The 19,957-nt window shown below is 71.9% G+C and carries 21 protein-coding genes; 3 read left to right on the forward strand and 18 right to left on the reverse strand.

All coding sequences use genetic code 11. The features are described 5' to 3' along the window. Positions 1–6: 6 nt before the first annotated feature. A complete protein-coding gene (locus tag ABD883_RS00210; RefSeq protein ID WP_345028941.1) occupies positions 7–1,530 on the forward strand; it encodes a catalase in 1,524 nt (507 codons plus the stop codon). 202 nt (positions 1,531–1,732) lie between these two features. On the opposite strand, the gene ABD883_RS00215 is transcribed toward ABD883_RS00210, so the two are convergent. Genes ABD883_RS00215 through ABD883_RS00245 form a run of 7 tightly spaced genes read right to left on the reverse strand, consistent with a single transcriptional unit; the run spans position 1,733 to position 6,770 of the window. Continuing rightward, on the reverse strand, positions 1,733–2,557 hold the full coding sequence (locus tag ABD883_RS00215) for an SseB family protein (RefSeq protein ID WP_137320067.1): 825 nt from the start codon (positions 2,555–2,557) through the stop codon (positions 1,733–1,735). Between the two features lie 13 nt (positions 2,558–2,570). Further along, positions 2,571–3,314, reverse strand: coding sequence for a bifunctional 1-(5-phosphoribosyl)-5-((5-phosphoribosylamino)methylideneamino)imidazole-4-carboxamide isomerase/phosphoribosylanthranilate isomerase PriA (priA, locus tag ABD883_RS00220; protein WP_137320068.1), 744 nt, complete (start codon positions 3,312–3,314; stop codon positions 2,571–2,573). Between the two features lie 21 nt (positions 3,315–3,335). Further along, positions 3,336–3,947: an imidazole glycerol phosphate synthase subunit HisH gene (hisH, locus tag ABD883_RS00225; protein ID WP_295690578.1), complete on the reverse strand. Its 612-nt coding sequence runs from the start codon at positions 3,945–3,947 to the stop codon at positions 3,336–3,338. Next, positions 3,944–4,543, reverse strand: coding sequence for a hypothetical protein (locus ABD883_RS00230; RefSeq protein ID WP_137320070.1), 600 nt, complete (start codon positions 4,541–4,543; stop codon positions 3,944–3,946). Before ABD883_RS00230 ends, hisH begins: the two co-directional genes overlap by 4 nt. Continuing rightward, positions 4,540–5,142 (reverse strand): imidazoleglycerol-phosphate dehydratase HisB, encoded by a 603-nt coding sequence (hisB, locus tag ABD883_RS00235; protein WP_247423731.1) that lies wholly within the window; start codon positions 5,140–5,142, stop codon positions 4,540–4,542. The genes ABD883_RS00230 and hisB overlap by 4 nt, the downstream gene beginning before the upstream one ends. Next, the gene (locus tag ABD883_RS00240) at positions 5,139–6,401 is read right to left on the reverse strand and encodes a histidinol-phosphate transaminase (protein WP_345028945.1); all 1,263 of its coding nucleotides are present in this window, start codon (positions 6,399–6,401) and stop codon (positions 5,139–5,141) included. Before ABD883_RS00240 ends, hisB begins: the two co-directional genes overlap by 4 nt. Positions 6,402–6,410: 9 nt before the next feature. Then, a complete protein-coding gene (locus tag ABD883_RS00245; RefSeq protein WP_345028946.1) occupies positions 6,411–6,770 on the reverse strand; it encodes a LysM peptidoglycan-binding domain-containing protein in 360 nt (119 codons plus the stop codon). Positions 6,771–7,052: 282 nt separating this feature from the next. Between ABD883_RS00245 and lexA the strand changes: the two genes are divergently transcribed. Further along, positions 7,053–7,805, forward strand: a complete 753-nt coding sequence (lexA, locus tag ABD883_RS00250) for a transcriptional repressor LexA (RefSeq protein WP_345028947.1) — start codon at positions 7,053–7,055, stop codon at positions 7,803–7,805. Between the two features lie 142 nt (positions 7,806–7,947). Here lexA and ABD883_RS00255 read toward each other — a convergent pair whose 3' ends face one another. Further along, complete coding sequence (locus tag ABD883_RS00255) at positions 7,948–9,924, reverse strand: ATP-dependent DNA helicase (RefSeq protein WP_345028949.1); 1,977 nt, start codon at positions 9,922–9,924, stop codon at positions 7,948–7,950. Then, positions 9,921–11,495, reverse strand: a complete 1,575-nt coding sequence (gene hflX, locus ABD883_RS00260; protein ID WP_425548402.1) for a GTPase HflX — start codon at positions 11,493–11,495, stop codon at positions 9,921–9,923. The genes ABD883_RS00255 and hflX overlap by 4 nt, the downstream gene beginning before the upstream one ends. A gap of 83 nt (positions 11,496–11,578) precedes the next feature. Between hflX and ABD883_RS00265 the strand changes: the two genes are divergently transcribed. Next, entirely contained in the window at positions 11,579–12,199 is a 621-nt protein-coding gene (locus ABD883_RS00265; protein ID WP_345028950.1) for a class I SAM-dependent methyltransferase, read from the forward strand. Between the two features lie 105 nt (positions 12,200–12,304). Here the strand turns inward: ABD883_RS00265 and dapF are convergent, their stop codons facing one another. The 9 genes from dapF to pgsA all read right to left on the reverse strand — a co-directional run bounded on the left by dapF (position 12,305) and on the right by pgsA (position 19,953). Continuing rightward, positions 12,305–13,231 (reverse strand): diaminopimelate epimerase, encoded by a 927-nt coding sequence (gene dapF / locus ABD883_RS00270; protein ID WP_345028951.1) that lies wholly within the window; start codon positions 13,229–13,231, stop codon positions 12,305–12,307. Between the two features lie 38 nt (positions 13,232–13,269). Then, complete coding sequence (gene miaA, locus ABD883_RS00275) at positions 13,270–14,175, reverse strand: tRNA (adenosine(37)-N6)-dimethylallyltransferase MiaA (protein ID WP_345028983.1); 906 nt, start codon at positions 14,173–14,175, stop codon at positions 13,270–13,272. Between the two features lie 117 nt (positions 14,176–14,292). Continuing rightward, entirely contained in the window at positions 14,293–15,792 is a 1,500-nt protein-coding gene (gene miaB / locus ABD883_RS00280; RefSeq protein ID WP_345028954.1) for a tRNA (N6-isopentenyl adenosine(37)-C2)-methylthiotransferase MiaB, read from the reverse strand. A gap of 163 nt (positions 15,793–15,955) precedes the next feature. Further along, positions 15,956–16,696 carry a regulatory protein RecX gene (locus ABD883_RS00285; protein WP_345028956.1) on the reverse strand — a complete coding sequence of 247 codons (741 nt, stop codon included), beginning with the start codon at positions 16,694–16,696 and terminating at the stop codon, positions 15,956–15,958. Then, positions 16,683–17,807: a recombinase RecA gene (recA, locus tag ABD883_RS00290; RefSeq protein WP_345028958.1), complete on the reverse strand. Its 1,125-nt coding sequence runs from the start codon at positions 17,805–17,807 to the stop codon at positions 16,683–16,685. Before recA ends, ABD883_RS00285 begins: the two co-directional genes overlap by 14 nt. 265 nt (positions 17,808–18,072) lie before the next feature. Then, a complete protein-coding gene (locus ABD883_RS00295) occupies positions 18,073–18,300 on the reverse strand; it encodes a DUF3046 domain-containing protein (protein WP_137320080.1) in 228 nt (75 codons plus the stop codon). Beyond that, on the reverse strand, positions 18,301–18,624 hold the full coding sequence (locus ABD883_RS00300; RefSeq protein WP_137320081.1) for a helix-turn-helix domain-containing protein: 324 nt from the start codon (positions 18,622–18,624) through the stop codon (positions 18,301–18,303). Between the two features lie 184 nt (positions 18,625–18,808). Beyond that, the gene (locus ABD883_RS00305; RefSeq protein ID WP_345028962.1) at positions 18,809–19,342 is read right to left on the reverse strand and encodes a CinA family protein; all 534 of its coding nucleotides are present in this window, start codon (positions 19,340–19,342) and stop codon (positions 18,809–18,811) included. Continuing rightward, a complete protein-coding gene (gene pgsA / locus ABD883_RS00310; protein ID WP_345028965.1) occupies positions 19,339–19,953 on the reverse strand; it encodes a CDP-diacylglycerol--glycerol-3-phosphate 3-phosphatidyltransferase in 615 nt (204 codons plus the stop codon). Before pgsA ends, ABD883_RS00305 begins: the two co-directional genes overlap by 4 nt. Positions 19,954–19,957: the final 4 nt, after the last annotated feature.

The raw sequence follows: 19,957 nt of genomic DNA on the forward strand, positions 1-19,957 counted from the left end.
GGAACAATGGCCGAGAACTACACGACCAACGATTTCGGAATCCCCGTCGGCAGCGATGAGCACTCGCTCACCGTCGGCCCCAACGGCCCGATCCTGCTCCAGGACCACTACCTCATCGAGAAGATGGCCCACTTCAACCGCGAGCGCGTGCCCGAGCGCGTGGTGCACGCCAAGGGCGGCGGCGCGTTCGGCACCTTCACGGTGACCCAGGACGTCTCGAAGTACACCCGCGCTGCGGTGTTCCAGCCGAAGACGAAGACCGAGACCCTCACCCGGTTCTCCACCGTCGCCGGAGAGCAGGGCTCCCCCGACACCTGGCGCGATCCGCGCGGCTTCGCGGTGAAGATGTACACCACCGAGGGCAACCTCGACATCGTGGGCAACAACACCCCGGTGTTCTTCGTCCGCGACACCATCCAGTTCCAGGACTTCATCCACTCGCAGAAGCGCCGCAGCGACTCCGGCCTGCGCGACCACAACATGCAGTGGGACTTCTGGACGCAGGTGCCGGCTTCGGCCCACCAGGTCACCTACCTCATGGGCGACCGCGGCATCCCGCGGTCGTGGCGCGAGCAGAACGGCTACGGCTCGCACACCTTCCAGTGGGTCAACGCCGCCGGCGAGCGCTTCTGGGTCAAGTACCACTGGATCTCCAACCAGAAGCAGGAGTTCATCGAGAAGCACGGTCACGAGGGCTTCTCCGCCGAGGAGGCCGACCAGATGGCCGGCATCGACGCGGATTTCCACCGCCGTGACCTGTTCGACGCGATCGAGGCGGGCAACTTCCCGTCCTGGACCCTCAAGGTGCAGATCATGCCCTACGAGGACGCCAAGGACTACCGGATCAACCCCTTCGACGTGACGAAGATCTGGCCGCACGCGGACTACCCGCTGCACGAGGTCGGCGTGATGGAGCTCAACCGGAACCCGGAGGACTTCCACTCCGAGATCGAGCAGGCGGCCTTCGCCCCGTCGAACCTCGTGCCCGGCACCGGCCTGTCCCCGGACAAGATGCTCATGGGCCGGATCTTCTCCTACGCCGACACCCACCGCTACCGGATCGGCCCGAACTACGCGCAGCTGCCGGTCAACCGCCCGAAGAACGCGGTGAAGAACAGCTACTCGCAGGCCGGTCCGATGTCCTTCGAGAACTACCCGAAGGACCAGCCGACCTACGCGCCGAACAGCTACGGCGGCCCGCACGCCGATGCCTCGCGGACCACCGAGAACAACCTCGTGTCCGTCGAGGGCGATGTCCTGCGCTCGGCCCCGACCCTGCGCAAGGACGACGGCGACTTCAACCAGGCCGGCGATCTCGTGCGCAAGGTCCTCGACGACGCCGGCCGCTACCGCCTGGTCGGCAACATCGCAGGGCACCTGCTCAACGGGGTGTCCGAGCCGATCCTCGTCAAGGCGTTCGACTACTGGAAGAACGTCGATGCGGACCTCGGCGCACGCGTGGAGAACGTCGTGCGCGGCGCCCAGAAGGAGGGCGCCGGCACCGCCGCGACGGAGAACAAGCCGAGCTGATCTCACGGATCAGCTGAGCGCACTGCGCAGCTGAGCTCCCGGCCCTGTGCCTGCGAGCCGAACTGCACGCGACGGGCCCCGGACCTCTGGTCCGGGGCCCGTTGACGTGTCCGGGTCTCGCGCCTCCCCCATCGCAGGCGGCCCCGGTCGTGGCACGACTGCGGGCGGGTGACAGCCACTGCGGCCGGGCCGCGGGCGGGTCTCAGCCGAGGGCGGGGTCGATGGAGATCACCATCGAGTCGACGCGCTCGACGAACTCCGCGTCCGCGCTCAGCGCCTGACGCAGGGCGGCGGTCTCACCCGGCTCCGGGAGCCGGTCGACGCCGAGGACGAGGGCGAGCTCGGGACCTGCGAGATGCACGGACCGGCCGGCCGGGGCGAGTCCCACCCGGGCGATCCAGTCGAACTGCCCGGCGATCCGGCCGGCGGCCCGGGCGACCTCGCCGTCGGCCCACGCCGGCGTCCACGGCTGGTCCTGGACGAAGGCCCACAGCGCGGTGCGACGGAGCAGGAACGGGTGGGCCGACCCGGGGTCGATGACGACGAGCTGCGCGCCCTCCTCGATCGCGGCGACGCACAGGCGCTCGGCCTCGATGGGCACCGGCCTGGCCGCGGTGCCCCAGGCGGTGAGCGCGGGGATGTCGGAGAAGCACGGGGTGCACTCCCGGCCGTCGTCGGCAGCGAGGCGCACCATCGCCATCTCCGAGGAGTTGTCGTGGACGAGGCCGCGCTCATCGGTGGTGTGCTCGACGGCGGTGGGCAGGACCGGGGCGTACACCCGGGCACCGCGCAGGGCCGTGAGCACACCGCGGTGGGCGGCCGGGTCGAAGGGGGCGGCGGTCACCGCATCGAGCGCGGCGGTGAGCTGCGGCTCGGCCAGCCCGGTGTCCCCGGAGAAGGGATTGGGCTTGAGGTCCCTGCCCTCCCACGGCACCCCGGCCGAGTCAGCAGTGTTCCCGGCGGTCATGCCGGTGAGGTGGGCGGGCAGGTCCCGGCTCTCCGGGGCCCCGGGAGTGTCCTCGGTCATCGGTGCGATGGCCTCAGCGGCCGGCGACGTCGAGCGCCTCGGAGAGCGTGAACCGGCCGGCGTAGAGCGCCTTGCCGACGATCGCGGCCTCGACGCCCTCGGGCACGAGAGTGCGCAGAGCGGCGATGTCGTCGAGGCTCGACACTCCCCCGGAGGCGACGATCGGGCGGTCGGTCCGCGCGCACAGGGTGCGCAGCAGGTCGAGGTTGGGGCCCTGCAGGGTGCCGTCCTTGCGCACATCGGTGACGACGTAGCGGGCGCAGCCGGCGGCCTCGAGCTCGGCGAGGACGTCGTAGAGGTCCCCGCCGTCCTCGGTCCAGCCGCGGGCCGCGAGGGTGGTGCCGCGGACGTCGAGGCCGATCGCGATCCGGTCGCCGTAGTCGCGGATGACCTCGGCGGTCCAGGCCGGGTTCTCCAGCGCCGCGGTGCCGATGTTCACCCGCTCCGCACCGGTGTCGAGGGCGCGCTCGAGGCTCTCCGTGTCGCGGATGCCGCCGGAGATCTCGACCTTGATCGACAACGCCTTGGTGACCTGGGTGAGCAGTGCGTAGTTCGAGCCGCGGCCGAACGCGGCATCGAGGTCGACGAGGTGGATCCATTCCGCCCCGGCGTCCTCGAACTGCTGCGCGGCCTCGACGGGCGAGCCGTAGTCGGTCTCGGAGCCCGCCTCGCCCTGGACCAGCCGCACGGCCTTGCCGTCGGCCACGTCGACGGCCGGCAGCAGGGTGAGCGCGGGTTCTGTCACGAGTTCAGTCATCGTCTCTTCCTTCATCGGTTCTCAGTCGAGGGCCTTCACCCAGTTGGCGAGCAGCTGCGCGCCGGCGTCCCCGGACTTCTCGGGGTGGAACTGCGTGGCCCAGGTGGACCCGTCCTCCACGGCTGCGACGAACGGCTCGCCGTGGACGGTCGTGGTGGTGCGCGCTCCTGCCGGCGCGGTGTGCGCGGCGTAGGAGTGCACGAAGTAGAAGCGCTCGTCGCCGATCCCGGCGAACATCGCGCTGTCGGCCGGCGGGGCGACGGTGTCCCAGCCCATGTGCGGGATCACCGGGGCGTGGAGGCGGGTCACCTCGCCGGCCCACAGGCCGATGCCGGCGCTGGTGACCCCGTGCTCGGAGCCGGAGGCGAACAGCACCTGGAGGCCGACGCAGATCCCGAGGAGCGGTCGGCCGGCGGCGTGCCGCTCGCGGATGACGTCGACGGCACCGCCGGCACGCAGGCCGTCCATGACCGAGGCGAACGCCCCGACCCCGGGTACGACGAGGCCGGCGGCAGCGGCGGCGCGCTGCGGGTCGGAGGTGAGCTCGACGCGCGCACCGGTGCGCTCGAGCGCCCGCACGGCCGAACGGATGTTCCCCGAGCCGTAGTCGAGGACCGCGACCGGGGCGCTCATGCGGTGCGTCCGGCGAGCAGGGAGCGGAGGCGGAGCGCGGCGAGGACGAGCACGACGAGGCCGAGTCCGGCGGCGACCCAGGCCGCTGTCATCCCGCTCAGCGCGGCGATGACGCCGACGACGATCGCGATCACGGCGAGGAGCGCGACGACGCCCCACAGGATCGCGGTGCGGGCGAGTGCCGCACGGGCCGGGGTCATGGTCGCCGCGCTCGCCTGGAGCTTCGTCATCGAACCGGTGTCGATCCAGCCGTCGATGTCCTGCGGGGCGAGGGTCTCGAGGAGGAGCTGTTCGAGCTCGGAGGGCAGGTTGGTGAGGGCGAGCCCGGCGGGGACGTCGGCCTCCCGGGTGCCGCGCCGGTAGTGCGCAGCGTCGATCTGCTCGTCGTTGCGGACGAGGAGGAGCACCTCGTGCTGTCCGGTGAGCTTCGAGAGCTGTGCGGCCGCGGCGTTGCCCTCGGCGATGTCGGTGCCGGAGAGCACGAGCGCGGAGAAGTCTCCGATCGGCACGACCTCGCCGGGGATGTCGGAGAGCACGCACGCCGCGGCGAGCTGATCCGGCCGGCCGAAGGGGGTGACGATGACGGTGCGGCTCACAGTGCTCCCTTGGTGCTCGGGATCCCGGTGACGCGCGGGTCGGGCTCGACCGCGGCGCGCAGCGCCCGGGCGAAGGCCTTGAACTGGGCCTCGGCGATGTGGTGGGGGTCGCGACCGGCGAGCAGCGAGAGGTGGACGGTGAAGCCGGCGTTGAATGCCAGCGACTCGAGCGCGTGGGCGACCATCGAGCCGGTGAAGTGACCGCCGATGAGGTGGTACTGCTGGCCCTCGGGCTCGCCGCTGTGCACGAAATACGGGCGGCCGGAGACGTCGACGACGCACCGCGCGAGCGATTCGTCCAGCGGTACGAGCGCGTCGCCGTAGCGGCGGATCCCGGCCTTGTCGCCGAGCGCTTCGCGCAGGACCTGGCCGATGACGATCGCGGTGTCCTCGACGGTGTGGTGGACGTCGATCTGGACATCGCCCTCGGCCTTCACGTTGAGGTCGATGAGCGAGTGCTTCGACAGGGCGGTGAGCATGTGGTCGTAGAACGGCACTCCCGTGGAGATGTCCGAGGCACCGGTGCCGTCGAGGTCGACGCGCACGGTGACGTCGGATTCGCTCGTCGCACGGTGTGCCGAGGCCTGGCGTTCGGTCATGCGGGGTCCTGGTCCTTTGCTGTCCGGGGGGCGGCGCCGACGGGCGGGCCGGCGGGGATCTGGGTGGGGGCGGCGAGGTGCTCCGGGGTGCTCTCGAGCACCCGGTGCACGGCATCGATGAAGGCGTCGGTCTCCTCGGCGGTGCCGGCGTTGACGCGCAGGTGACCGGGGATCCCGGTGTCGCGGACGAGGACGCCGGCGTCGAGGAGGTCCTGCCACAGGGCGTGGGGCTCGGCGATGCCGCCGAACAGGAGGAAGTTCGAGTCGCTCGGCACCACGGTGAAGCCGGCGTCGAGCAGGGCGGCGGCCATGCGCTCGCGCTGCTCGACGAGCGCGTCGACGGTGGCGAGCAGTGCGGGGGCGTGGGCGAGCGCGGCGCAGGCGGCGGCCTGGGTCAGCGCGGACAGGTGGTAGGGCAGCCGCACGAGGCGCAGCGCGTCGATCACGGCCGGGTGTGCGACGGCGTACCCGAGGCGCACGCCCGCGAAGGCGAAGGCCTTGCTCATCGTGCGCGACACGATGAGCCGGGGGTGGTCCGGGAGGAGCGTGAGCGCGGTGCGGAATCCGGGTCGCGCGAATTCGGCATAGGCCTCGTCGACGATGACGATGCCGGTGCTCGCGGCGAGCACGGCTTCGACGACGGCGAGGTCGAGACCGTTGCCGGTGGGGTTGTTCGGGGTGCAGAGGAACACGACGTCGGGCCGGTGCTCGCGCACGGCGGCCACCGCGGACTCGACGCTGATCCCGAAGTCCGCCTCGCGGTCGACGGCGATCCACACGGCGCCGGTCGACGCGGTGATGAGCGGATGCATCGAGTAGCTCGGGGTGAAGCCGAGCGCGGTGCGGCCCGGACCGCCGAAGGCCTGGAGGATATGGGCAAGGACCTCGTTCGATCCGTTCGCCGCCCAGATCTGCGCCGGGTCGATGCGCCCGGTGCCGGTGTTCTCGGTGGCACTGCGCACGGAGTCGGTGCGCTCGGGCGCGGCGGTTCCGGCGGCAGGGCCTCCCTGACGCTCGAGCACCCCGTCGAGGTAGTGGGCGAGCGCGGAGCGCAGGCGGTCGAACTCGCGGTCGGGGTAGCGGTTGAGGTCGTGGAGCACCGCGGAGAGCTCGTGCTCGAGCGCGCTCACGACCTCCGCGGGGACGGGATGGGAATTCTCGTTGACGTTGAGCCGGACGGGGACGTCGAGCTGCGGGGCGCCGTACGGGGATCGGCCGCGCAGGTCGTCCCGGAGCGGGAGATCATCGAGAGTCGTCACCGCAGAAGTCTATCGTCCGGGGACGGCGAGCTCCTGCCCGGGGTGGACCACCTGACGGTCGAGTCCGTTGACCTCGACGATGTCGAGGACGACGTCACGGGTGTCCTGGCCGCCGGAGACCGATTGTGCGATCGACCACAGCGAGTCGCCCTCCTCGACGACGACGGTGTCGAAGCCCGCACCGGCCGGGGCGCCGGCGGCGGACCCGGCGGAGGCCTGGGCCCCGGAGCTCAGCGCGATGACGATCCCGATGACGAGCGCGCACAGGGCCAGACCGAGGGTGCGGGCCAGGCGCAGGGCGCGGCGACCGCGCGGGGTGAGCACGGTGGCGGCCGCGGGTGCGGGTGCGGGTGCGGTGTTTGCAGACATGGGGTGTCCTCCTCTTCATCGATCCCGAGGCCGGCCGGTGCGCCGAACTGATGATGCGCGGCGACTGCGGTCCGGGGATTCGAACTCATGTACTATTGAACACGACAATCGAACGGATGTCCACTATTTCTCGAACACGTGTGTGAAAATGGATTCGAACGACGTCGCGATCGGCTATGTTCGAAGTGTTGCACCGGGCACGGACACGGCCTCGCGGTCGGGACCGGAGCCCACGACGCTCCGGTCGTGCAGCACGGTGAGAGGAACGGGAAGGGAAGAGGAATGAGCCCCCAATCACGACGCCCCAGAGGACGCCCGCGCAATGACGCCGTCGTCGACGAGATCGAGGACTTCCGCGCCACCCAGGCCGATATCGTCGAGCTCCCCGAGGGCTCGGCCGCCGCCGGGGACCAGCGCCTCACTCCGCGCCAGCGGCTCGTCCTCGAGACGATCGAGTCGGCCGTGTACACCAACGGCTACCCGCCGAGCATGCGCGAGATCGGCAAGGCCGCCGGTCTGGCGTCCCTGTCGAGCGTCGCCCACCAGCTCTCCCAGCTCGAGCGCCTCGGCTACCTGCGCCGCGATCCCAAGCGCCCCCGTGCGATCGAGATCGTCAACCCGGCCGAGGAGGCCCCGCCGGCCGCCGAACCCGGTTCGGCGAACACGGCGATGGTGCCGGTGCTCGGGCGGATCGCCGCCGGCGGCCCGATCACCGCGGAGCAGGCGGTCGAGGACGTCTTCGCCCTGCCCACCCAGGTCGTCGGCTCCGGTGACCTCTTCCTCCTCCAGGTCGCCGGCGACTCGATGATCGACGCCGCGATCTGCGACGGCGACTGGGTGGTCGTGCGGCGCCAGCAGTCGGCGGAGAACGGCGAGATCGTCGCGGCACTCCTCGACGAGGAGGCCACGGTCAAGACGCTCAAGCGCAGCGGCGGCAAGCAGTGGCTGCTGCCGCAGAACCCGATCTACGACCCGATCGACGGCGACCACGCCACGATCATGGGCATCGTCACCGCGGTCATCCGGCGGGTCTGAGGCCTGCTGGGCACCGACCGCGCAGCGCGTCCGCAGCGTCACGAGGGCGGAGCACCGATCGGTGCTCCGCCCTCGTCGTGCCCGGCCGGGCCCCACCCAGGCTTCGTCTGATCCCGCCCTCGTCGTACCCCGGCGGTCGGCCTCAGTCCTGCTCGGCGAGGCGGGAGAGGGCGGAGCGAACCGCCGCGCCGTCCTCGGTGCGCCACATCGGAGGCAGCGAATCGGCGAGGAAGCCTCCGTAGCGCGCGGTGCGCAGCCGGGAGTCGAGCACGGCGACCACGCCGCGGTCGTCGGTGGTGCGGATGAGCCGGCCGACCCCCTGCGCGAGCCGGAGCGCGGCGTGGGTGGCGCTGACCGTCATGAAGCCGTTGGCGCGGTTCCGCTCGGCGGCCTGCGTGCGCGCACGGGTGAGGGGGTCGTCGGGGCGCGGAAACGGGATCCGGTCGATGACGACGAGCCGGCACGTGCGGCCCGGCACGTCGACCCCCTGCCACAGCGACATCGTGCCGAACAGCGAGGTGTCGTCCTCCGCGGAGAACCGGGCGACGAGCGCGGCGAGCGACTCCTCCCCCTGGAGCAGCACCGGCGTGTCGAGCGTCTCGCGCAGGGCCGTCGCGGCCTGCTCGGCGGCGAAGCGGGAGGAGAACAGTCCGAGCGCACCGCCGCGCGAGGCGGTGACGAGCTCGCGCAGCTCGGCGATCATCTCCTCGTTGAGCCCGCTGCGCGCCGGTCGGGGCAGCCCGGAGGCGACGTAGAGGATCGCCTGCTTGGGATAGTCGAACGGGGAGCCGACATCGATCGCGTCGTACCGGGGCGCCTCGGGACCGGCGAGGCCGAGCGAGGCGGCCACTGGCTCGAACCGGCCGCCGAGTGCCAGGGTCGCCGAGGTGGCGACGACGGTGGACTCGGCGAAGATCCCGTTGCGCATGGTGCCGGCGACGCTGAGCGGAGCGACGACGAGGGAGACGGTCTCCGTCTCCCGGAAGGTCGAGCGGGTGACCCAGGTGACGTCGTTGTCGGCGAGCTCGCTCATCCGCTCGGCGAGCTCGAACACCTCCTGGAGGCGGGCCCGGGCCATCTGCAGGCCGGCGTCGGCCTCCTTGGACTCGGTGCCGCGACCGGCCTCGGCGAGGATCTGCCGGGCTGCGTCGCGGACGGCGATGACGGCGGTGGTGAGCGCTTCGGGCCAGACCTGGAGCAGCCCCTCGGTGGTCGCCTGGAGCGCCTTGTCGAAGGCGGAGGCGGCGGTCTCGAGGAGCCCGATCACCCCGTCCTGCACGGCGGTGTTCTTCCGCGCGGCCTGCGCGGCGGCGTGGAGCATGGCGACGGTGAGCGAACCGGAGAGCGCGTTCGTCACCCGGTCGCGCAGTTCGTGGGCCTCGTCGATGACGACGGCGTCGTGCTCGGGCAGCACCGCGTGGTCCCCGAAGGCGTCGATCGCGAGCAGCGCATGGTTGGTGACGACGAGGTCGGCTGCGGCCGCGGCGATCTTCGCCCGCTCCGCGTAGCACTCCTCGAACACCGGGCACTTCGAGCCGAGGCAGTCGAAGGCGTTGACCGACACCTGGGCCCAGGCCCGGTCGGAGACACCGGGGACGAGGTCGTCGCGGTCCCCGGACTCGGTGATCCGCTCCCAGCTGCGCACCCGCTGGATCTCCTCGCCGAGCGCGGACGCGGACGCCGAGGCGGAGCCGCGCCCGGCGGCGTCGTCGGCCCCGAGGTCGAACAGCATGCCGAGCGCGTCATCGGGGTAGCCGCCGTCGAGCTTGTGCTTGCACACGTAGTTGCGGCGGCCCTTGAGGACGGCGGCGCGCGGCTTGCGCTCGAGGTCTCCGCCGAGCGCCTTGAGCAGGCGGGGCACGTCGCGGTTGACGATCTGGTTCTGCAGCGCCAGGGTCGCCGTCGATACCACGACCCGCTCGCCGGTGCGCACGGCGTGCTCGAGCGCGGGCACGAGGTAGGCCAGCGACTTCCCGGTCCCGGTGCCGGCCTGGACGAGGAGGTGGGTCTCCGAGCCGAGAGCGCCGGCGACGGCCTCGGCCATGGTCTGCTGCCCCTCCCGCGGGCTGCCGCCGAGCGCGTCGACGGCACTCGCGAGGAGGTCGGCGGTCGCGGTCACGCAGCCGGCCCGGAGAACATGTCCGGCTTGCGGTACTCCTCGAGCTCGCTGAGGAGGTCGGAGTCGACGCGCGCCTGCACTGCGGTGCCCTCCGCCAGGTGCTTCTCCTCGAGCACGGTGCCCTCGTCGTGGATGCGGGACACGAGGTCGCCGCGGTCGTAGGGCAGGAGGACGGTGAGCTCGTGCTCGGGCTCGGGCAGGAGCTCGGCAATGCGCGCCTCGAGCTCGGCGATCCCCGCCCCGTTCGCGGCGGACACCGCGAGCGCACCCGGGTGGGCGCGGAGCAGCGCGGAGAGGGCGACCGGGTCGGCGATGTCGGCCTTGTTGAAGACGATGAGTTCGCCGATGTCGGCGGTGTCGACGTCGGCGAGGACATCGCGCACCGCCTGGATCTGGCTCGTCGGGTCCGGGTGGGAGGCGTCGACCACGTGGACGAGGAGGTCGGCGTAGGCGGCCTCCTCGAGGGTCGAGCGGAACGCCTCGACGAGCTGGTGGGGCAGGTTGCGGACGAAGCCCACGGTGTCGGTGTAGGTGAAGTCGCGGCCGTCGGCCGTCTGCGCCTGCCGCACCGTCGGGTCGAGGGTGGCGAACAGGACGTTCTGCACCATGACGCCGGCGGCGGTGAGCCGGTTGAGGAGGGAGGACTTGCCGGCGTTGGTGTAGCCGACGATCGCCGCGCTCGGCACGTGGTTGCGCGTCCGGTTGGCGCGCTTGGTCTCCCGCGAGGGCTCCATCGCCTTGATCTGCTTGCGGAGCTTGGCCATCCGGGTGCGGATGCGGCGCCGGTCGAGCTCGATCTTCGTCTCACCCGGACCACGCGAGCCGATGCCCTCACCGCCGGCCACCCGGCCGCCGGCCTGCCGGGACATCGACTCGCCCCAGCCGCGCAGCCGCGGCAGCAGGTACTCGAGCTGGGCGAGCTCGACCTGGGCCTTGCCCTCGCGGCTCTTGGCGTGCTGGGCGAAGATGTCGAGGATGAGCGCCACCCGGTCGATGACCTTGACCTTGACGACGTCCTCGAGCCCGCGCCGCTGGCCGGGGGCGAGCTCGGAGTCGACGACGACGGTGTCCGCGCCGACGGCGGCGACGATCTCCGCGAGCTCCTGGGCCTTGCCGCGCCCGAAGAACGTTCCCGGGTCCGGGGTGTCACGACGCTGGAGCAGGCCGTCGAGCACGGTCGAGCCGGCGGTCTCGGCGAGCGCGGCGAGCTCCCGCAGGGAGGTCTCCGCCTCGAGTGCGGTGCCGGAGGTGTAGAGCCCGGCGAGCACGACCTTCTCGAGGCGCAGCTGCCGGTACTCGACCTCGGTGACGTCCTCGAGCTCGGTCGACAGTCCGTCGACGCGGCGCAGGGCACGCCGCTCGAGCACGTCGAGCTGGGTCTCGTCCTCGTGCGTGAGCTGCTCGTCGGTGAGCGCGGTGCCGGCGCGGGAGAGGACGCGGTCGATCATCGCGCGCCGCCGGTCCTCGCTGGTCGGGGCGGTGCTCGGGTCGTCGTGCGGGGTGCCGTTCGACGGCTGGTCGGTCGTCGGACGATCGACGGGGGAATCCGGGGTGGATCCGGTCACGGGCATCGACTTCTCTCGGTAGTGGTCGGTCTTCCATTCTCCCACAGGCGCGCCGGGCGGCGGCCGGTGCGCGGATTACCATGGGCGTGATGACTGAACACTATTTCTCCGCGAATCCTTCCGCGCCCGGGCCGCTCCGGACGATCACCGCCCGGCTCGCGGGCCGGGAGGTCGCGGTGACGACGGCCGGTGGCGTGTTCTCCCCCGGCCGACTCGACCTCGGCACGCAGGTGCTGCTCAAGGCGCTGCCGGAGCCGCCGGCCGGGGAGCTGCTCGACCTCGGGTGCGGCTGGGGGCCGATCTCCCTGCAGGCCGGTCTCGAGGCGCGTCAAGCGGGGACCGCGGTGCGGATCTGGGCGCTCGACGTCAACGAGCGGGCCCTCGAGCTCACCGCCCGCAACGCCCGCGACCTCGGGTTGGATGCGATCCGGACCGTCACCGCCGCCGAGGTGCCCGCCGACATCGCGTTCGACGCGATCTGGTCAAACCCCCCGATCCGGGTGGGCAAGGAGGTCCTCCACGGGCTGCTGGAGACCTGGCTGCCGAGGCTCGCCCCGGGCGGGCAGGCGTGGCTCGTCGTGTCGAAGAACCTCGGCGCCGATTCGCTCCGGGTGTGGATCGCCGACATGCTCGGCGCGGGCTACACGGTGGCCAAGCACTCCTCGGCGAAGGGCTTCCGCGTCCTCGTCGTGACGCGCTCAGCCGACTGAGAGCCGGGGATCATACCTTCCGGAACCGTTGACCTCCGCTCGCCGGCACACGGTCCCGCGCACCCACGGGCTGATAGGGCGACGATCCGAGACCTGCGCGGCCTGTCAGCGCGCGGCGAGGGCTGCGGCGAACTCCGCGGTCGGCACCACGTCGCCGATGAGCACGGCAGGACCGGACAGGGCGACCGAGCTCTCGCTGATCTCGACCTCGACGGTGCCGCCGGGCAGAGCGATCGTCCAGGTCGTCGGGCCGTTCGATCCGGCCCAGAAGCGGGCGGCGAGCGCGGCCGCGCAGGCCCCGGTGCCGCACGACTGCGTCTCCCCCACCCCGCGCTCGTGGACGCGCATCGCGAGCCGGCCGGTCGACGGATCGCCGTCGTGGTCGGGCTCGATGACGATGTACTCGACGTTGGTGCCGTGTACGGGCAGCGGGTCGACCGCCGGGAGCCGGGTGAGGTCGGCGGCGGCGAGCTCCTCAGCCCCGGCGAGCGCGACGACGGTATGGGGGTTGCCCATGTCGACGCTGATCGCCGGACGGGGGACGTCGATGCCGGCGGTGTCGACGAGTGAGTCGGCACCCTCGGTGATCGGGCGCGGGAACTCCCAGCGGCCCATGTCGACGCGGTACCAGGCCTCCTGCGCGCCGGTGGGGTCCGGGACCCGGGCGACGTGCTTGACGCCGGCCCGGGTGCCCACGGCGAGCGGCCCGGCGGCGAGGTCGACGAAGCCGTGCTCGACGAGGTGGTGGGCGAAGACGCGCACGCCGTTGCCGCACATCTCCGCGATCGAGCCATCGGCGTTGCGATAGTCCATGAACCATTCGGCGCCGACCGTGTGGGCGTCCACTGCCTCGGGGATCCCGGCCGCTGCCGAACGGACCACCCGGATGAGACCGTCGCCGCCCACGCCGCGCCGACGATCGCACAGCAGGGCGACCGCCTCGGGAGAGAGGTCGGCGGCGCCGTCGAGATCGGCGAGGAGGACGAAGTCGTTGGCGGTGCCGTGGCCCCGGGTGAGTGCGTACGTAGTCACCCGGCCAGTCTACTGCTCCGCTCTGCTGCCGCCCCGATCTACCGCTGCGCGCCGCCGTCCGCCCCGAGGATCTCGAGAGCGCGATCGACGGCCGAGGCGCCCGCGGGCAGCCAGCGGATCCGAGGGTCGCGCCGGAACCACGTGTCCTGCCGCTTGGCGAACTGGCGGGTGCGCACGATCGTCGATTCGCGGGCGGCAGGCTCGGCGAGGCGGCCGGCGAGCAGGTCGACGATCTGGGCGTAGCCGATCGCCTGCCGGGCGGTGGTGCCGGTGAGCAGGCCGCGCGGCAGCAGGGCGCGCACCTCGTCGACCCAGCCGGCCTCCCACATGCGCCCGACGCGCGCCGCGATCCGCTCGTGCAGGGCCGCCCGGTCGAGGGCGAGCCCCACCTGCACGGTGGGCAGGGCGTACTCGTAGCGCGGCAGCTGGGCGCTGAAGGGCTCGCCGGTGATCTCGAGCACTTCGAGGGCGCGCACCACTCGCCGGGTGTCGGCCGGGGCGATGGTCCGCGCCGCCTCCGGGTCGAGCCCGGCGAGCCGCCGGTGAAGGACCGCGCTGCCGTGGTCGTGCGCCTCGGCCTCGAGCCGGGCCCGGACCTGCGGGTCGGTGCCGGGGAACGCCATCCGGTCCGTCGCGGCGCGCACGTAGAGGCCGGAGCCGCCGACGAGGATCGGCACGTGCCCGCGGCCGCGGATCGCGGTGATGAGGGCGCGCGCCTCGTGCTGGAAGGTCGCGACGGAGGCGTCCTCGTCGACGTCGAGGATGTCGAGGAGGTGGTGGGCGATGCCGCCGCGCTCGCCGGGCGCGAGCTTCGCGGTGCCGATGTCCATGCCGCGGTAGAACTGCATCGCATCGGCGTTGATGATCTCCCCGCCGAGGCGCTGGGCGAGGGCGATCGCGAGCTCGGACTTGCCGGTCGCGGTCGCGCCGACGACGTTGATCACGGGATGGTCGAAGACGTCCGGGCGGTCGGGCCCGTCCGGGTGCGCGGGATCGACCGGGTCTTCGGGGCCGTGAGATGCTCCGGGGCCGTCGGGGTGTGCGGCGCGGGCCGGCACGGATCAGCTCCGGGGGCGCAGGGTGGGCATGCCGAGCACGGTGGGCCCGCCGGGTGCGCCGCCGCCGGTGCCGCAGGAATCGGCCTGTGCGCGGTCCCAGGCGTCGCCGGAGGCGGTGGGCCGCACGAGGGCCGGACCGTCGGCGATGAGGAAGAACGGCCGGGCCTCGCTCACCTCGGCGCTGAGGACGTCGCCGGGACGCACGGTGGGCAGCGGGCCGGTGGGGCCGACGTGGACGAGCCGGTTGTCGGCGGCACGGCCGGTGTACCGGTGGTGCTCGCTGTCGGGAAGGGAGGTGACGAGCACCTCGACCCGGCGGCCCACCTGGGCGCGGTTCTCCTCCCAGGAGATCTCGTCCTGGAGGGCGACGAGTCGCTCGAAGCGCTCCTGCACGACCTCCTTGGGGAGCTGGTCGGGCATGTCCGCCGCCGGCGTGCCGGGACGCTTGGAGTACTGGAAGGTGAAGGCCTGGGCGAAGCGGGACCGGCGGACGATGTCGAGGGTGCCCTGGAAGTCCTCCTCGGTCTCCCCCGGGAAGCCGACGATGATGTCGGTGGTGATCGCGGCGTGCGGGATGCGCTCGCGCACCTTCTCGAGGATGCCGAGGAACCGCGAGGTGCGGTAGGAGCGGCGCATCGCCTTGAGGATCCGGTCCGAGCCGGACTGGAGCGGCATGTGGAGCTGCGGCATCACCGTGGGAGTCTCCGCCATCGCGTCGATGACGTCGTCGGAGAACGCCGCCGGGTGGGGGCTGGTGAAGCGCACCCGCTCGATCCCCTCGACCGCGCCGACAGCGCGGAGCAGCTTGGCGAAGGCGCCGCGGTCGCGGAACTCCGCCCCGTAGGAGTTGACATTCTGGCCGAGCAGGGTGACCTCGATGACGCCGTCGGCGGCGAGTGCCTGGACCTCGGCGAGGATGTCGCCGGGCCGGCGGTCCTTCTCCTTGCCGCGCAGCGCGGGCACGATGCAGAAGGTGCACGTGTTGTTGCAGCCGACGGAGATCGACACCCAGCCGGAATGGTGCGACTCCCGCCGGGTGGGCAGGGTCGAGGGGAACACGTCGAGGCTCTCGAGGATCTCGACCTGCGCCTCCTCGTTGTGGCGGGCGCGGTCGAGGAGCGCAGGCAGCGAGCCCATGTTGTGGGTGCCGAACACGACGTCGACCCACGGGGCCCGCTCGACGATCGCGGCGCGGTCCTTCTGGGCCATGCAGCCGCCGACGGCGATCTGCATGCCCGGGCGCTCCTTCTTGACCTGGGCGAGGCGTCCGAGGTTGCCGTAGAGGCGGTTGTCCGCGTTCTCACGGACGGCGCAGGTGTTGAACACGACGATGTCGGCGGTCTCACCGGTGTCGGCCGGCCGGTAGCCTGCGTCGTCGAGGAGGCCCGAGAGCCGTTCGGAGTCGTGGACGTTCATCTGGCACCCGTAGGTCGTCACCGCGTAGGTGCGGGCATCTGCAGGGGCCTCGGTCAGCGGCAGCGGGGGTGCGGTGGTGTCAGTCATCAGGGCTCCAGTGTACCGAGGCCTCCCGTGCTGCCCCGCAGGCTCCATAGCCGTCGACTCCGGGAACGCCGGGTCGGGAGAGTCGAAGACAGGGGGACGTCGCGGACAGGGGAACGTCGCGAGCCAGGGTGCGTCGCGGGAATCGAACGCGCCCTCGGAATGCTCAGGCGTCCTCGAGGGCACGGCGGGCTGCGGCCATGCACACGGACTGGGGGAAGCCGCGCCGGGCGAGCATGCCGAGCGTGCGGCGCAGGCGTGTGTCGTGGGGCAGGTTCGCAGTGCTCCGCGCCTTCTTCAGCGCGACCTCGTAGGCGAGGTCGAACTCGTCGTCGATGTCCTCGAGCGCGTGCTCGCTGACGGATTCGGGGATGCCCTTCTTCGTGAGCTCCTGGCGCAGGGCCCGTACGGAGAGCGCGCGGGATTCCCGGCGGGCGCGCACGAAGCCGGCGGCGAACTGCTCGTCGTCGAGCAGCCCGGAGGCGGTGAGCCGGTCGAGCAGGGTGTCGACGACGTCCTCGGGGTGCTCCTTGCGCAGGAGCTTCGACCGGAGCTCCTCGGTCGCATGGTCACGGGCGGCGAGCATGTTGAGCGCCCGCTTCTTCGCGCGTTTGTACTCCGGGTCGTCCGCGCTCACCCCGCCGGCGAGTGCCGCGGATTCGTCCCCGGCATCAGATGCCGCAGGTGCTGCAGGTTCAGCAGGCACCGGGGCGCGCTCGGCACCCCGCCACACCCCGGCGAGCCCGCCGGGCAGCGGTGCGCCACCGTCAGGTGACCCGGCGGCACCGGAATCGCCGGCGGCCCCGCTGCTCGAGCGGGCCATGACCTCGTCGATGGCCCGCCGGGCCGCCGCGAGGACCGCCTCCGCGGAACGGTCCTCGCGGCGGTGCGCGTCAGAAGTCGACATTGCTCTTCTCCGGCGCGGCCGCCGGGTCGTCGGCCGGTGCCGGTGCCGGTGCTGCGGCATCCTCGGCGGGCGCGCCCGGGAGTTCGGCGATGAGGCCGAGCTTGTGCTTGATCTTGAGCTCGATCTCCTCGGCCAGGCCCGGGTTGTCGCGGAGGAAGTTCCGGACGTTCTCCTTGCCCTGCCCCAGCTGGTCCCCGTCGTAGGTGAACCAGGAGCCGGACTTGCGGACGATGCCGTTGTCCACGCCCATGTCGATGAGGCTGCCCTCGCGGGAGATCCCCTGGCCGTAGATGATGTCGAACTCCGCCTGCTTGAAGGGCGGGGCGATCTTGTTCTTCACGACCTTGACGCGGGTGCGGTTGCCGACGGCCTCGCCGGCCTCCTTGAGCGTCTCGATGCGGCGCACGTCGAGGCGCACCGAGGCGTAGAACTTCAGCGCCTTGCCACCGGAGGTGGTCTCCGGGGAGCCGAAGAACACGCCGACCTTCTCGCGGAGCTGGTTGATGAAGATCGCGGTGGTCTTCGAGTGGGCGAGCGCACCGGTGATCTTGCGCAGCGCCTGGGACATGAGGCGGGCCTGGAGGCCGACGTGGGAGTCGCCCATCTCGCCCTCGATCTCCGCCTTCGGGACGAGCGCGGCGACGGAGTCGATGACGATGACGTCGAGCGCTCCGGAGCGGATGAGCATGTCCGCGATCTCGAGCGCCTGCTCACCGGTGTCCGGCTGCGAGACGAGCAGCTGGTCGGTGTCGACGCCGAGCTTCTTCGCGTACTCCGGGTCGAGCGCGTGCTCGGCGTCGATGAATCCGGCGATGCCGCCGGCGCGCTGGGCGCTCGCCACGGCGTGGAGCGCCACGGTCGTCTTGCCCGAGGACTCCGGGCCGTAGATCTCGACGACGCGGCCGCGCGGGAGCCCGCCGATGCCGAGCGCGATGTCGAGGGCGATCGAGCCGGTCGGGATGTACTCGATCGGGGCGCGGGTCTCGTCGCCCAGGCGCATCACGGCGCCCTTGCCGTACTGGCGGTCGATCTGGCCGAGCGCGGCCTCGAGCGCCTTGGACTTGTTGTCCGCCGAGCCGGCCTGCGGTGAGCGGGGGGTGCGTGCTGCCATGGGTTCCTCCTTGGGTGGGTCCGTCTGCCAGCACTCTAGAACGCGGCACGGACACGGGTCCGGATCAGCGGTCCGGCTGTGGATGGAGACGGTGGTGCGCACGTCCCCGGGTCACAGCCGAACCCGTCATGGGACCCATCCTAACCCGGAATGGGAACACCTGTTCGATATGTGCGGGCGTGTCGTGGCGATGCTGTGACCCGCGGACGGCAGGCCGTCGTCGCCTGTCCCCAGCACCCGGCACCGGCAACGGGCGCACGCCTCCTCAGAAGGGTGCTGCGCGCGGGGTGTCGCGGCCGAGCCGCCGCTCCGGCGGCACGCCGGTGGCCTCGCAGATCGCGGTCCAGATGTCGCGCGGCTCGATGCCGGCGTCGAAGGCCTCGGCCGCGGTGCGTGAGCCCAGCGTGGACAGGGCGAGGTCGGTGTGGAGGGATTCCGCACGGACCTGTCCGAACTCCTCGTTCATCAACGTCCAGTAGAGCGTGTGACGCATTCAGGCGGGCCCGGCCAGGGCATCGGCCGGTTCGCCCTGGAGCACGCGCCGGGACATCTCCACCGGGACGGTGTCCGGGATCTCCACGCCCTCACTGATCGCGAACCGGTCGCTGACCTCGCGGAGCAGGGAGGACACGGGCAGATCGAGGGCCTCGCAGATCGCGGACAGGAGCTCCGAGGAGGCCTCCTTCTGGCCGCGCTCGATCTCGCTGAGGTAGCCGAGCGACACGCTCGCGCCGGTGGAGACGTCGCGCAGAGTGCGGTTCTGGCGCCGGCGGGCGGCACGCAGGGAGTCGCCGATCTCGGTGCGCAGCAGCGTCATGACGATCCTCCCGGTAGCAGCGGACGGTGGGTGCGGTCTCGGTTCAGAACTCTATCCATGTGAAGGATGCAACCGCCGACGCCACCGATTTGTTCCCTGTAGCCTACCCGCACCGCACCCGGCTGCTCCATCCCGCTCCGGCCTGCGCGGGCGATTGACAGCGAACTGTGACGCTGCCGCAGGGCTACTGCCGAACCGGGCCACGCCCGGCCCCGGAACCCGGTGCACCGCGGCTGCGCAGGTGCTCCGCGAGGAGCGCGATCCCCGCGGCCGTCGTCGCGGCGCGGATCGCCGCCCGGTCGCCGGAGAAGCGGTGCGCCGCGTGCTCGGTGCCGTCGGCATGGGCGAGTGCGAGGTGGACGAGGCCCACCGGCTTCCCGTCCTGCGGGTCCGGGCCGGCCACTCCGGTGCACGCGAGTCCGAGGTCGGCGCCGCACACCCGGGCCGCGCCCTGGGCCATCTGCTTCGCGACCTCGGCGTCGACCGGACCGACCCGGTCGAGCAGCGCGGGGTCGACCCCGGCGAGCCTCGCCTTGAGGTCGGTGGCGTAGGTGATGAGACCGCCCCGCACCGCGGCCGAGGCGCCGGGCACCGTGACGAGGGTCGCGGCGATGAGGCCGGCGGTGAGGGACTCCGCGGTCGCGAGGGTGAGTCCGTGCTCGACGAGACCGGTCACGACCTCGACGACGGCGGGGTCCGGGTCCGGTGGGCCGCTCATGCGCGGGCGCGGGGCTCGCGCGGCTCCCGCAGCAGCCGGGCGATCTGGATGCAGTAGTCGATCCCGGTGACGAGGGTGACGATGACGGCGGCGGTCATGACGACCCAGGCGATGACGATGACGGCGATCGTCACGCCGTCGGGGACGACCGCGGCCAGCGGCAGGAGCACGATGAAGAGGCCGATCGCGATCGTCTGCAGGAGCGTCTTGAGCTTGCCGCCCTTCGAGGCGGGCACCACCACTCTGCGCACGATGAGCAGCCGGAGCACGGTGATCCCGAATTCGCGGACGAGGATGACGATCGGGATCCACCACGGCAGCGCACCGATGAGGGCGAGGCCGATGAGGGCCGCGGCCATGAGGGACTTGTCGGCGATCGGATCCGCGATCTTGCCGAAGTCGGTGATGAGGTCGTAGCGCCGGGCGAGGTCCCCGTCGATCTTGTCGGTGAGCATCGCCAGACCGAACACGACGAACGCGCCGAGGCGCCACATCGGGTCGAGGCCGTCATGGCCGAGCAACAGGAACAGGAACAGCGGGACGAGCAGGATGCGCAGCACGGTGAGCGCATTCGGCAGGTTCCACGGACTCGGCTGCGGCTTCTCGGTCATCACC

The organism is Brevibacterium pityocampae (assembly GCF_039541555.1).
Taxonomy (GTDB): domain Bacteria; phylum Actinomycetota; class Actinomycetes; order Actinomycetales; family Brevibacteriaceae; genus Brevibacterium; species Brevibacterium pityocampae.

What these genes read in the sequence shown, in the direction of transcription:
- recA (WP_345028958.1), bottom strand. Translation starts at nt 17,807, where the DNA reads ATGGCAGCACGCACCCCCCGCTCACCGCAGGCCGGCTCGGCGGACAAC.
- hisB (WP_247423731.1), bottom strand. Translation starts at nt 5,142, where the DNA reads ATGACCGAACGCCAGGCCTCGGCACACCGTGCGACGAGCGAATCCGAC.
- ABD883_RS00285 (WP_345028956.1), bottom strand. Translation starts at nt 16,696, where the DNA reads ATGTCGACTTCTGACGCGCACCGCCGCGAGGACCGTTCCGCGGAGGCG.
- ABD883_RS00265 (WP_345028950.1), top strand. Translation starts at nt 11,579, where the DNA reads ATGACTGAACACTATTTCTCCGCGAATCCTTCCGCGCCCGGGCCGCTC.
- lexA (WP_345028947.1), top strand. Translation starts at nt 7,053, where the DNA reads ATGAGCCCCCAATCACGACGCCCCAGAGGACGCCCGCGCAATGACGCC.
- ABD883_RS00305 (WP_345028962.1), bottom strand. Translation starts at nt 19,342, where the DNA reads ATGAGCGGCCCACCGGACCCGGACCCCGCCGTCGTCGAGGTCGTGACC.
- ABD883_RS00295 (WP_137320080.1), bottom strand. Translation starts at nt 18,300, where the DNA reads ATGCGTCACACGCTCTACTGGACGTTGATGAACGAGGAGTTCGGACAG.
- hisH (WP_295690578.1), bottom strand. Translation starts at nt 3,947, where the DNA reads ATGAGCGCCCCGGTCGCGGTCCTCGACTACGGCTCGGGGAACATCCGT.
- miaB (WP_345028954.1), bottom strand. Translation starts at nt 15,792, where the DNA reads ATGACTGACACCACCGCACCCCCGCTGCCGCTGACCGAGGCCCCTGCA.
- ABD883_RS00215 (WP_137320067.1), bottom strand. Translation starts at nt 2,557, where the DNA reads ATGACCGAGGACACTCCCGGGGCCCCGGAGAGCCGGGACCTGCCCGCC.
- pgsA (WP_345028965.1), bottom strand. Translation starts at nt 19,953, where the DNA reads ATGACCGAGAAGCCGCAGCCGAGTCCGTGGAACCTGCCGAATGCGCTC.
- ABD883_RS00210 (WP_345028941.1), top strand. Translation starts at nt 7, where the DNA reads ATGGCCGAGAACTACACGACCAACGATTTCGGAATCCCCGTCGGCAGC.
- ABD883_RS00300 (WP_137320081.1), bottom strand. Translation starts at nt 18,624, where the DNA reads ATGACGCTGCTGCGCACCGAGATCGGCGACTCCCTGCGTGCCGCCCGC.
- ABD883_RS00245 (WP_345028946.1), bottom strand. Translation starts at nt 6,770, where the DNA reads ATGTCTGCAAACACCGCACCCGCACCCGCACCCGCGGCCGCCACCGTG.
- priA (WP_137320068.1), bottom strand. Translation starts at nt 3,314, where the DNA reads ATGACTGAACTCGTGACAGAACCCGCGCTCACCCTGCTGCCGGCCGTC.
- hflX (WP_425548402.1), bottom strand. Translation starts at nt 11,495, where the DNA reads ATGCCCGTGACCGGATCCACCCCGGATTCCCCCGTCGATCGTCCGACG.